9 protein-coding genes are annotated in these 11,843 nt (G+C 76.3%); 3 read left to right on the top strand and 6 right to left on the bottom strand.

Features of this window, described 5'->3' with window-relative positions:
- Positions 1–117 precede the first annotated feature (117 nt).
- From IF30_RS0128255 to IF30_RS0128245, 3 genes are read right to left on the bottom strand one after another with little or no spacing between them, the layout of a single operon-like run.
- Positions 118–1,593 carry an RNB domain-containing ribonuclease gene (locus tag IF30_RS0128255; protein ID WP_030243663.1) on the bottom strand — a complete coding sequence of 492 codons (1,476 nt, stop codon included), beginning with the start codon at positions 1,591–1,593 and terminating at the stop codon, positions 118–120.
- Positions 1,594–1,634: 41 nt separating this feature from the next.
- Positions 1,635–2,015 carry a type II toxin-antitoxin system death-on-curing family toxin gene (locus IF30_RS0128250; protein WP_030243660.1) on the bottom strand — a complete coding sequence of 127 codons (381 nt, stop codon included), beginning with the start codon at positions 2,013–2,015 and terminating at the stop codon, positions 1,635–1,637.
- Positions 2,012–2,350, bottom strand: a complete 339-nt coding sequence (locus tag IF30_RS0128245; RefSeq protein ID WP_030243657.1) for a hypothetical protein — start codon at positions 2,348–2,350, stop codon at positions 2,012–2,014. The genes IF30_RS0128250 and IF30_RS0128245 overlap by 4 nt, the downstream gene beginning before the upstream one ends.
- A gap of 160 nt (positions 2,351–2,510) precedes the next feature.
- On the opposite strand from IF30_RS0128245, the gene yaaA reads away from it, so the two are divergent.
- Positions 2,511–3,296: a peroxide stress protein YaaA gene (gene yaaA, locus IF30_RS0128240; protein WP_030243645.1), complete on the top strand. Its 786-nt coding sequence runs from the start codon at positions 2,511–2,513 to the stop codon at positions 3,294–3,296.
- A gap of 62 nt (positions 3,297–3,358) precedes the next feature.
- Here yaaA and IF30_RS0128235 read toward each other — a convergent pair whose 3' ends face one another.
- From IF30_RS0128235 to IF30_RS0128225, 3 genes are read right to left on the bottom strand one after another with little or no spacing between them, the layout of a single operon-like run.
- A complete protein-coding gene (locus IF30_RS0128235; RefSeq protein ID WP_030243643.1) occupies positions 3,359–4,498 on the bottom strand; it encodes a bifunctional RNase H/acid phosphatase in 1,140 nt (379 codons plus the stop codon).
- Between the two features lie 4 nt (positions 4,499–4,502).
- Entirely contained in the window at positions 4,503–5,246 is a 744-nt protein-coding gene (locus tag IF30_RS0128230; RefSeq protein ID WP_030243641.1) for a zinc ribbon domain-containing protein, read from the bottom strand.
- A 23-nt stretch (positions 5,247–5,269) separates the two neighbouring features.
- Complete coding sequence (locus IF30_RS0128225; RefSeq protein WP_030243640.1) at positions 5,270–6,106, bottom strand: Nif3-like dinuclear metal center hexameric protein; 837 nt, start codon at positions 6,104–6,106, stop codon at positions 5,270–5,272.
- Between the two features lie 481 nt (positions 6,107–6,587).
- Here IF30_RS0128225 and lanL point away from each other — a divergent pair, with 481 nt between their 5' ends.
- Both lanL and IF30_RS43980 read left to right on the top strand, forming a co-directional pair.
- Positions 6,588–9,695, top strand: coding sequence for a class IV lanthionine synthetase LanL (lanL, locus tag IF30_RS0128220; protein WP_107054538.1), 3,108 nt, complete (start codon positions 6,588–6,590; stop codon positions 9,693–9,695).
- On the top strand, positions 9,692–11,683 hold the full coding sequence (locus IF30_RS43980) for an alpha/beta hydrolase family protein (protein ID WP_158835526.1): 1,992 nt from the start codon (positions 9,692–9,694) through the stop codon (positions 11,681–11,683). The genes lanL and IF30_RS43980 overlap by 4 nt, the downstream gene beginning before the upstream one ends.
- Positions 11,684–11,843: the final 160 nt, after the last annotated feature.

Here is an 11,843-nt window from a genome sequence, read left to right as displayed (position 1 = left end):
GACCCGTACGAGTGGCGGGTGGTCGGGCCGTCGGGCGGGCCGTCGGGCGGGGGGACCTCGGCGGCCCGTCGGGCGGGCGGGCGGTGGCCGGGCGGCTCCGGCCGGGCCGGCGGCCGGCTACACCGCGGCGAAGCGAACGGTCCGGGTGACCGGGTCGGCCGTCGTCAGCCGCACGTCGATCACCCGGCCGAGCGGCAGCCGGCCCGCGCCCCCGTCGGCCGTGCCACCGTTCGCGGCGTCGCAGCGCGCCCGGACGGCCGGCTCCCGCAGCTGCACGGTGCCGGAGGCGGGCCGCTTCTCGTCCAGGTCGACGACCACCGCGGTGAAGTCCTCGCCCTCCCGCCCCGCCAGCAGCTCCGCCTCCACCAGGTCCACGCAGGCGCGCTCGACCTCGCCCGCGCGGCGGTCCCCGCCCGCCATCAGCGCCGGCAGGGTCGGCAGGGCCTCCCGCGCCCAGTCCGGCACGTCCTCCCCCGCCGCCACCGCCGCGCACACCTCCTGCGCGAAGCGGTCGCCGAGGCGGCGCAGCGGCGCGGTGCAGTGCGCGTACGGGGCGCCGAGCGCGGCATGGCCGGGCGCGGCGGGGGCGGGCAGGCCGCGGGACTCGTCGAAGGCGTGGTAGCCGGCGCCGCGCAGCAGGCCCGTGCAGGCGGTGAGGAAGGCGGCGTTCAACGGGACGTCCGGGTCGAGGGAGCGGATCAGCTCCGGGTACGGGAGCGCCTGCGGCCAGTCCACGTCCAGGGCGGCGGCGATCCGGCGCAACCGCTCGTACGCGGCGGGGGGCGCGGCGGGCAGGGTGCGCAGCAGGCCGACGCCCCCGTCCAGCATCAGCTCGGCGGCGGCCATGCCGGTGAGCAGGGAGATCTGGGCGTTCCAGCCGTCTGCGGGGTTGGGTGCGCGGTAGCCGAGGACGTAGCCGTGCAGGGTCTCCTCGACCTCCTGCTCGGGCACCGGCAGGCTGATCCCGCCGCGGGCGCGCTCCTGCTCCTCGCGCAGCCGGCCGACGGTGGCGAGCAGGGCGAGCTGCTCGTCGGCGCCGCCGAGTTCCACGGCGCGCTGCACGGCGGCGTAGTCGAGGCGGCGGTGCGAGCGGACGAGGGCGCGCCGCAGGTCGGCGAGGACGACGGCGCCGTCGGCGTCCAGGTCGAGCTGCCAGAGCAGGGCGGGCCGGGGCTCGCCGGGCAGCAGGCTGGCGGCGTCCTCGGAGATCCGGGTGGGGTGCAGCGGGACCCGGTGGTCCGGGAAGTAGAGGGTCTCGACCCGGCGGCGGGCCTCGGTGTCGATCGCGCCGCCGGGGCGGACGAAGGCGGCGACGTCGGCGATCGCGTAGTGCACCCGGTAGCCGCCGCCGGGGCGGTGGGCGAGGTGCATGGCCTGGTCGAGGTCGCGCGAGCCGGGCGGGTCGACGGTGAACAGGGGCAGGTCGGTGGCGTCGTGCTCGGGCAGCCGGGGGCGCTCGGCCGCCTCCTCCGCCTCGGCGAGCACGGCCTCCGGCCACTCGGTGTGGATCTCCAGGAGGGTGCGGAGTTCGGTCAGCTCGGTGTTGATCCGGGCGGAGTCGGCGGCCTTGACGCGCAGTTTTCGGCGAGGCATGGAGGCAGCGTAGGGCGAATCGGGTGATTCGGGACGGAGGCTCAGCGTCCCAGCAGGGACTTCAGGTCCTTCGCCGCGAGCGCGACCGCGTCGTCGTACCCGCCGGTGGCCAGCCGGAGCATGAACGCCACGGCGTCGTCGGGGTGCGGGTCCGTGTACGGCTCGCCGTTGTAGTCCAGGAACAGGAGCATCGCCTCGAAGGCGGTGCGCTTGTTGCGGTCGACCAGCGGGTGGTTGCGGGCCAGGCTCTGGCCGAGGGCCGCCGCCTTGGTCCACGGGTCCGGATAGGCGTCGGCGCCGAACAGGCTCGCCCGGGGGCGGGCGATCGCCGAGAGCAGGCCCCCGAGGTCTCGGATGTTCTCCGGCCCGCCGGCCAGGTAGGTGACGTCCTCCAGGTCCAGGTACTCGGTGGACGCCGTCACAGGTCCTTCAGCCTCTCCAGTGTCTCCGCGTTGGCGGCACGGATCCGGGCCACCATGGCCGCCCGGCGCTCGGCCCTGCTCGGCTGGGCCCCCTCGGTGAGCGCTTCCGGCACCTCGGAGTGGCGGACCTCGAAGGCAAGCTCGGCGGTGTCCGCGCCGTCCGGTGCCTCGGTCACCCGCACCCGCCCGGCCATCACCGCCTGCGCCGCCGCCCGCAGCGCGAACTCCAGGGCGTGCCTGGTCTCCGCCGGCAGTCCGGCGGGCAGGCGCACGGACAGGGACTCCTCCACGGCATCGCCGTCGCCGGGCACCAGGTCCAGGGGTCGCAGGGTCATCTCGCTCACTCTCCTTCGCTGCTCACGGTAGTGGCGGAGGCGGAATGTTCCCAGCGGTTTGCCCTGCTCCCGCTTCCGCCGCCGAGGGTGGGACGGCCGGTCGGAGCGGGCGCAGTAGGGTGGCGGGGTTCGTCCGCCACAAACTGTTGAGGAGTCCGCTGTGCTGGTGCTGTTGCCGCCTTCCGAGGGCAAGGCCGGGTCCGGCGACGGCGGGCCGGTGGCGCTGGACCGGCTGTCGCTGCCCGGGCTGACGGCGGCGCGCGGGGCCGTGTTGGACGCGCTGGTCGGCCTCTGCCGGGGCGACGAGGACACCGCCGCCGAGGTGCTGGGCCTCTCCCCCGGTCTGCGCGGGGAGATCGCCAAGAACGCCGGTCTGTTGACGGCCGGTGCCCGCCCGGCGGGCGAGGTCTACACGGGGGTGCTGTTCGACAACCTCGGGCTGGCCACCCTGGACTCCGCCGCGTACGACCGGGCCGAGCGCTCGCTGCTGGTCTTCTCCGGCCTGTGGGGTGCCGTGCGGATCTCCGACCGGATCCCGTCCTACCGCTGCTCGATGGGCGTGAAACTCCCCGGACCGGGGGCGCTCGGGGCGTACTGGCGGAGCGCGACGGCCTCCGTGCTGCCGGAGGTGGCGGACGGGCTGGTGCTGGACCTGCGCAGCTCCGCGTACGCGGCGGCCTGGAAGCCGGCCGGCGAGGTGGCCGCCCGGACCGCCACCGTCCGGGTGCTGCAGGAACGGAACGGCAAGCGCAGTGTCGTCAGCCACTTCAACAAGGCGACCAAGGGCCGTCTGGTACGGGACCTGCTGGTCGCGGGGGCCGAGCCGAAGACGCCCGGCGAGCTGATGGACGCGCTGCTGGCGCTGGGGCACCGGGTGGAGCTGGCGGCGGAGGGCACGGCCCGCAAGCCGTGGCAGCTGGACGTGGTGGTCACCGAGGTGCACTGAGCGGCGGCGCCCGGCGCGGTCCCCGAGATGCACTGAACGGCGGCGCCCGGCGCGCCCGCGGGTCAGCGCAGGTGCGAGGTGTCGTTGAGCAGCCGCAGCGAGGCGTTGCCGTCGGCGTAGTACTGGACGGCGCAGATCGAGGCGGCGCTCAGCTCCATCCGGTACATCGAGTCGGGCGGGGCGCCGAGCGCCAGCCGGACCAGCGTCTTGATCGGGCTGACGTGGGAGACCACCAGGACGGTCTTCCCCGGGTACCGGGCGATGATCCTGTCCCGGGCGACGCCGGCCCGGTGGGTGAGCGTGGTGAAGCTCTCGGTGCTGCCGGTGGGCTTGGCCTTGGCGGAGCCGAGCCAGGCCGACAGGTCGTCCGGGTGGCGGTCCTGCACCTCGGCGAAGGTCAGGCCCTCCCAGGCGCCGAAGTCGACCTCGCGCAGCCCGTCCTCGTACCGGACCTCCAGGCCGAGCCGGGCGGCGACGGTCTCGGCGGTCTGCCGGGTGCGGCGCATCGGGGAGGCGACCACGGCCTGGATGCTGCCGCGCGCGGCCAGGGCCTCGGCGGCGCACTCGGCCTGCCAGCGGCCCTTGTCGGACAGCTCCGGGTCACTGCCGCCGCTGCCGGAGAAGCGCTTCTCCGGGGTGAGCGGGGTCTCGCCGTGGCGCAGCAGGACGAAGGTGGTGGGGGCGCCGAGGTCGGCCGGGGCGGCCCAGCCGGCCTTGGGGGCGGCGGTCTGCGAGGGCGGCTCGTCCGCGGCCGCGGCCGGGGCCTTCGGCTTGGGCTCCCACTGGCGGCCGGCCTTGCCCGCGTCCATCGCCTCGTTGGCCAGCCGGTCGGCGTCCTTGTTCCGCTCGCGCGGGATCCAGGTGTAGGTGACCCGGCCGCGCGGGAAGACGGTGCGGGCCTCGGCGGCGAGCGGCTGCATGGCGGAGTGCTTGATCTTCCAGCGACCGGACATCTGCTCGACGACCAGCTTGGAGTCCATCCGGACGTCCACCGAGGCGTCCGGGTCGAGGTCGCGGGCCGCCTTGAGGCCGGCGATCAGGCCCTGGTACTCGGCCACGTTGTTGGTGGCGTGGCCGATGAACCCGGCGGCTTCGGCGAGGATCTGCCCGGTGTCCCCGGCGCGGACCACCGCGCCGTAGCCGGCCGGCCCCGGGTTGCCCCGGGACCCGCCGTCCGCCTCGACGACGAAGCGCGCCGCCATGGGGTCAGACGCCCGCGTCGGCGGTGCGGACCAGGATCCGCGAGCAGTTCTCGCAGCGGACTACCTTGTCGGCCGGCTCGGCCTTGATGGCGTTCAGCTCGGTGATCGAGAACTCGGTGCGGCAGCCCTCGCAGCGGCGCTGGTAGAGGCGGGCCGCGCCGACGCCGCCCTGCGTCTCGCGCAGCTTGGTGTACAGCTTCAGCAGGTCGGCCGGGATGACGGCGGCGACGGCCTCGCGGTCGCGCCTGACCTTGTCGGCCTCGGTGTCGATCTCGGCGAAGGCGGCGTCGCGGCGGCCCTCGGCCTCGGTGAGGACGACGGTGGAGTGCTCCAGGCGGGCGGACAGCTCCTCGACCCGGGACTTGGCGCTCTCCTGGCGCTCCATGATCTCCAGCACGATGTCCTCCAGGTCCCCCTGGCGCTTGGCGAGCGAGCCGATCTCGTGCTGGAGGTTCTCCAGGTCCTTCGGCGAGGTGATCGCGCCGGAGTCCAGGCGCTGCTGGTTGCGGGCCGCCCGGGCGCGGACCTGCTCGACGTCCTGCTCGGCCTTGGTCAGCTCGCGGGCGGTGTCGCCCTTCTGGGCCTCGGCGGCGACGACGAGGTCCTTGAGCGCGGTGTGGTCGGCGGTCGCCTTCTCGATCTCGGCGTGCTCGGGCAGCATCCGGCGCCGGTGGGCCAGCTGGTCGAGCTTCGAGTCGATGGCCTGGAGGTCGAGCAGGCGGATCTGGTCGGCGGGCGCGGCGTTCAAGGGGAGAGCTCCTGTGAATCGGGTCAGGCGGTGAAGGACATGGGGGCGTGCGCGGTCCACGGGTCGGTGACCCGGTGGGAGACCGTGGTCTCCACGGTCCAGCCGTTCTTGTCGGCGGCGGACCGCAGGGCGCGCTCGGCCAGGCCGAGCCAGGGCCACTCGGTGGCCCAGTGGGCGGCGTCGATCAGCGCGACGGGCGCCGCCTCGGCGGCCTCGGAGGCCGGGTGGTGGCGCAGGTCGGCGGTCAGGTAGGCGTCCACGCCGGCCGCCCGTACGTCGGCGAGGAAACCGTCACCGGATCCGCCGCACACCGCGACCCGGCTGACCAGCCGGTCCGGGTCGCCGGCGACGCGGACGCCGGCGGCGGTGGCGGGCAGGCCTTCGGCGACCCGCGCGGCGAATGCGGACAGCGGCAGCGCGGGCTCCAGGAGGCCGATCCGGCCGGTGCCGCGGCGGCCCAGCGGGTCGGTCGGGTCCGGCACGAGCGGACCGGTCACCCGCAGCCCCACCGCCGCGGCCAGCGCGTCCGAGACGCCGGGGTCGGCGTGGTCGGCGTTGGTGTGGGCGACGTGCAGGGCGATGCCGTTGGTGATCAGCGTGTGCACCACCCGGCCCTTGAAGGTGGTGGCGGCGACGCTGGTGGTGCCGCGCAGGTAGAGGGGGTGGTGGGTGACCACCAGGTCGGCGCCCCACTCCACGGCCTCCTCGACGACCGTTTGTACGGGGTCGACGGCGAACAGCACGCGGCGGACCTCGGCCTGAGGGTCTCCGCAGACCAGGCCGACGGCGTCCCAGGACTCCGCCCACTGCGGCGGGTAGACCTCTTCGAGCGCGGTGATGACGTCGGACAGTTTCGGCACCTGTCGAGACTACCGTGCGCGCGGGGGCGGCCGGGCCTCGGCCGTTCGGGGTACGGCGTTCGAACCGCCCGGCCGGGGTTCGGACGGGGGTGCCGCGGGCGTACGGATGCACGTCAACCTGCGACGGAGGCGCCCGGACCGGCCCGCGCCGGCCGTGCGCACCGGTACGCCGGGCGCCCACTGCTCACAGCAGGGCTCTCGTACGAATTCGAAACCGCCCATTGATCACCCTTACGAGTGAAGTGACCGGCCCGGCGTTGAGCAGGCGGTTTTCTCGAAACTAACTTCACTTCTGCGAACGGGAGTTGCCCCGGCGGCTCCGGCCGACAGCCGGGGCGGGCAACCCGTGGGCGGGGCCGGGCCCCGCCGGCCCGGGCCTCGCGCTCCTCACCCCGCGAAGGGCGTGCGAGGGGTGCGCGAGGAGCGTGCGAGGGATGGCGACGAGCACTGGGCACCCGTGGGCGACGGCCGAGACGAAGGGATGTGGTGGCACATGAGGGCGGGCACATCGCTGCGTACGGCCGGGGGCCGCGGACCGGCGGGGCACGGGGCGGTGGGGCGCGGACCGGATGCGGCCGGTCCGTGGCCGGAGGCGGCGCGGGCGGCACTGGCCGGCGGCGGAGGCCGGGGAGGCGACGGTGGCTGGGACCTCACCGTCGGCGGCTTCTGGTGCACGGCCAGGCCGTCCGCGCCCTCGACCCTGCCCCGGCAGGGGTGGAAGCTCCATGTGAGCGCGGCCTCGGCGGTCGGCGAGGAGGTGCTCGGGGCGGTCGTCCGGGTGCTCGCCGAGGACCCGTGCAGCTTCAAGTTCGCCGCCGCGCAGGAGCGGCTGCGCGAACTCAACTCCCGTAACAGCGAGCGTGGTTCGGCAGGGAAGTTCATCACCGTCTACCCGGCGGACGACGCCCAGTTCCAGCGGCTGGCGGCCGAGCTGGACCGGGCCACGGCCGGGTTGCCGGGGCCCGTGGTGCTCTCCGACCGGCCGTACCGGCCCGGCAGCCGGGTGCACTACCGCTACGGCGCGTTCGCACTCCCGGCGGAGCTGGGCAACGACGGGGAGTACCGGTCGGTGCTGCGCGGGCCGGGCGGAGAGCGGGCCGAGGACGTCCGCGGGGGCTCGTACCGGGCGCCGGGGTGGGTGCGGGATCCGCTGCGCTCCGAGGCTTCCGCCGGCCGGAAGCGCCCGGGCGGGGTGCTGCTGGCCGGGCGGTACGCGGTGACCGCCGCCGTGCGGCACGGCGCCAAGGGCGGCGTGTTCCTCGGACGGGAGGCGTCGAGCGGCGCCGAGGTCGTGGTCAAACAGGCCCGGGCGCACATCGAGGTCGACCGGGCGGGCACCGACGCCCGCGACGCACTGCGGCACGAGGCCGCGCTGCTCGACCGCCTGGACGGGCAGGGCCTGGCGCCGCGCGCCGTCGAACTGATCGAACAGGACGACTCCGTCTTCCTGGTGCAGGAACGAATCGCCGGACAGCCGCTGGGCAGCTGGGTCGCCGCCCGACTGCGGCGCGACGGCAGCCCCGACGTCGACTGGGCCGACGCCGGACCGGTCACGCACGCCCTCCTCGACCTGGTCGAACGGGTGCACGCCCACGGGCTGGTCCTGCGCGACCTCTCCCCCGGCAACGTCATGGTCCGCCCCGACGGCACGCTGCGGCTGGTCGACCTCGAACTCGCCGCCGAAACCGGCCGGAACGCCGGATCGGCCGGCACACCCGGCTACCGCGCACCCGAGCACGGGCCCGGGCGGCTCGCCCTCGCGGGCGACTGCGTCGCCGACCCGGCCGTCGACCTGTACGCCCTCGGCGGCCTGCTCTTCCTCCTGGCCACCGGCCACGACCCGCTGCTGCCGGACGACCTCCCGCACGCCCGCCCGACTGCCGAACGCCTCGCCCGCTGGCTCACCCTCGCGGCCCGCACCGGAGCCACGGCGCGACGCCTGGCACCGGCGATCCTCGGGCTGCGGGCCGAAGATCCGCGGCAGAGGTGGGGGATCAGCCGGGTACGGGACGCGCTGCGCGACGGCGAGGCGCCAGGGAACGGCGGCGCACGGGGGAACGGCGGGGCACGGGGGAACGGCGAGGCGCCAGGGAACGGCGGCGCCGACACCGGCCCTCGGCAGGTACCGCCCGGCAGTGCGGCGGGCGCCGCCGCCGGGCCCGCCGCCGGGCGCACCGCGCAGGCCGCCGCCGTCACACCCCTCTGGCACGCCCCCGCCCTGCCGGGCGCGGGCCCGGTCGCCCCCGCCCGGCAGGGCGCGGCCCTGGACGGCACCCGCGCCGACTCCCCGTCGGCGGACGCCGGCGACGACACCCCGCCCCTCGACCGCCTCCTCGCCGACGGCCTGCGGCACCTCGCCGCCACCGCCACCCCGGGGCGGCGGGACCGGCTGTGGCCCGTGGTGCCCGCCGGAGAGCGGACGGATCCGTGCAACGTGCAGCACGGCGCCGCCGGGGTGCTGGCCGTGCTGGCCCGGGCGGTCACGGCCGGACGGCTGCCGGACGAGGTGCGGCAGGAAGCCGCGCGGACGGCCCGGACCGCCGCCGACTGGATCGAACGGCGCATCGCCACCGAGCCGGTGGTACTGCCCGGGCTGCACTTCGGACGCTCCGGCACCGCCTGGGCCCTGCTGGACGCCGCCCGGGCACTGGGCGACACCGAGCTGGCCGACCGGGCCGCCGACCTCGCCCGCCGGATCGCCGTCGAATGGCCCAACCCCGACGTCTGCCACGGCGCGGCAGGCTCCGGGTTCACCCAACTCCGCTTCGCCGCCGACCACTTCACCCGCCCCGGAACACCGGCAGACGGCACCGGCAGCCCGGACTTCCTCGACCGCGCCGCCCACGGCGCCCGCGCCCTGCTCGCCGCCGCCCGCCGCGCGCCGTACGGGACGGTCTGGCCGGTGCCCGAGGAATTCGACTCCGCGCTCGCCGGGATCACCCACCTCGGCTTCGCCCACGGCGTGGCCGGCGTCGGCGCCTTCCTCCTGGCCGCCGCCGAGGCGACCGGCGACCGGGCCCTGCTCACCGGCGCCGCCGACGTCGGGCGGACGCTCGCCGCGACCGCCCGGTGGGGCGACGGGCGCCAGACCGCCTGGTGGCCGCAGAGCGCGGACGACCCGGCGCACATCCGGCTCTCCCACTGGTGCAGCGGCTCCTCCGGCGCGGGCAGCTTCCTGCTGCGGCTCGCGCGGTCCACCGGCGACGCCGCCGTGCTCGACCTGGCCCGCGCCGCCGGACGCGCGGTCCTGGCGGCCCGCTGGCACGGCGGCGTGAGCGCCTGCCACGGCCTGGCCGGCGACGGCGAGTACCTGCTGGACCTCGCGGAGGCCACCGGCGAGCCCGGATTCCGCACCGGTGCGGAGCAGTTGGCCGCGCTCATCGCCACCCGGGCGGCCCTGCGCGACGGCCTCCTGGTGCTCCCCGACGAGACCGGTACGGGCTGCGCGCCCGCCTACGGCACCGGCACGGCCGGCCCGTTGGCCTTCCTGCTGCGGCTGCGCCACGGCGGCCCACGGCTCTGGCTGGACCCGACACCGCCCACCGTACGCCAACCCCCTTCCGGTACCGGCGGGGTGAGCGGAGCATGAATGTGGCCACCCGGACCATGACCCAGGCCCTGCGCCGGCTGAGCTTCACCTTCGCCACCGACGGCAGCCATGCCGCCTGCCTCGCCTCGTCCGCCGACAGCGGCTGGTACGCGGAGAGTTGGCGGCTGCCGCAGGACGGCGCCCCGGCCGCGCCGATCGCACTGCCGCTGTCCGGCAACCGCTCGGAGAGCCTGCGCTCCCAGCTGGTCGCCCTGCCGGACGGCTCGGTGCTGATCTGCCGGCACGACGGCGAGCGGCACGACCTGGTCCGCCTCTCGTACGGCGAGGACGCCGCCGCGGAGCAGCCGTTGGCCTCGCTCCGGATGGCTGGGCTGCGCCTGCTGGCGCTCCCGGCACCGCCGGGCGACGACCTTCGGGCGCCGGTGGCCGTCGCCCTCGGCACCGACACCCGCCCGGCGACCACCGTCTGGCTGGTGCGCACGGACGGCAGCGCACCCGAACAGGTCGCCGAGATCCCGGGGCTGCACGGCGGCGGCGCGTGGCTGGACCACGCGGGCGCGCTGCTCGCGCTGGACCGGGTCAACACCGGCCTGGTGCGGAGCGTGGCCCTCGACCTGCGCAGCGGCGCCACCACCCCGCTGCTGGAGATCGGCGAGCGCAGCAACGACCGCCTGGTGCTGTTCGACCCGGACAGCCGGTTCGCGATGGTGCGCAGCGACGCACCCGGCACCGACCGGCTCGGCTGGGGCGTCCTCGACGGCGGCACACCGCTGCGGTTCCCGGAGTGCCTGCACGTCGCGGGCATGTTCCTGCGGCCGGTCGCGCTGCGGCAAGGGGCGGACGGCCCCCGGGTCGCGGTACAGGTCGACCACGGCGCCGGCTCGGCGCTCGCCCTGTGGCAGCCCTCGGCCGGGCGGCTGGACCCGCTGCCGGTGCCGCCCGGGCGACTCGGCGCGGTCGGGCACTGGGACGCGGCGGGGCTGCGGATGCCGTACTCCTCACCCGGCCACCCGGCGGCGCTGGCCACCCTGGACGTGGACGCGCTGCTGGCCCACGGGCCGGTGCCGGCCACTACCGGCCCGATGCCGCTGCCGCTCCAACTCGCGCCGCTGACCTCCGGACTGCCCGGGCCCTGGCGGGACACCGTACTGCCCTGGCAGCCCGGCGCGGCGCGCACCGTCCGGACCCCGCCCCCCGGCTGGCGGCTGGACGGCAGCACCCCGCCCGGCGACGGCGGCCGCTGGCACCCCGCCCAGAGCCTCGAACTGGCTGGTCCCGCAGGCCCGTTGGAAGCCGTGGTGTACGGCGGGGACACCTGGCTGAGCAGCCCGCACCTGGTACTGGCGCTGCACGGCGGCCCGGCGGACGCCTGGCGGCTGGAGTTCGACCCGGCCCTGCAGCGGATGGCCGCCGAGGGCCTGGCGGTGGTCGCGCCGAACCAACGCGGCTCCACCGGCTACGGCGTCGCGCACGCGATGGCCATCCGGGGCGCCTGGGGCGGCCCCGACCTGGACGACGTGCTGTACCTGCTGGACGGCATCGCCGGCCAGCGGGCGGCGCTCGGCCTGGAGCCGCCCGCACTGTTCGGGGTCAGCTACGGCGCATTCCTGGCACTGCTGGCCGCCGCGCACGCACCGGCCGAGCACGTCGCCCGCTGCGCGGTGGTCGCACCGTTCCTGTCCGGCGCACGACTCCTCGCCGAAGCGGCACCCCCCGTACGGGCGTTGACCACCCGCCTGGGCGGTGGCGAAACGATCACCGACGCCCGCGGGCCGCGCGACGTGCTGCAGCTGGCGCACCGGCTGACCGCGCCGCTCCTGGTCGTGCACGGCAACCGGGACGAGGTCGTCCCGGTGAGCCAATCCCGCTCCCTGCGGCACGAGTTGCTGCGGATCGGCCGCGTCGAGGGCCAGGACTTCCGGTACGTCGAGGCGGCCGGCTCCGGGCACGAGGTGCTCGCCGAGGAAGGCGCCGCCGTACTGCACGAACTGCTGGCCGCGTTCCTGCGGACCGGCCGGCCGGGCTGACCGGACCCGACCCGGACCGACCCGGCTCCCGACCCGGCCCGACCGGGCTTGGGCGGGGGCTCGACCGGGGCTTGGGCGGGGGGCTCGACCGCCCGCATTTCCCAGACTCCCGGGCCCGCCGAGGCCCGGGCACACCCCGACGCGGTGGATGGAGGCCGCC

Source organism: Streptomyces sp. NRRL S-350 (assembly GCF_000719705.1).
Taxonomy (GTDB): Bacteria; Actinomycetota; Actinomycetes; order Streptomycetales; family Streptomycetaceae; genus Kitasatospora.
The sequence above is the reverse complement of the archived record's forward strand: the minus strand, read 5'-3'. Positions and strand labels throughout refer to the sequence as shown.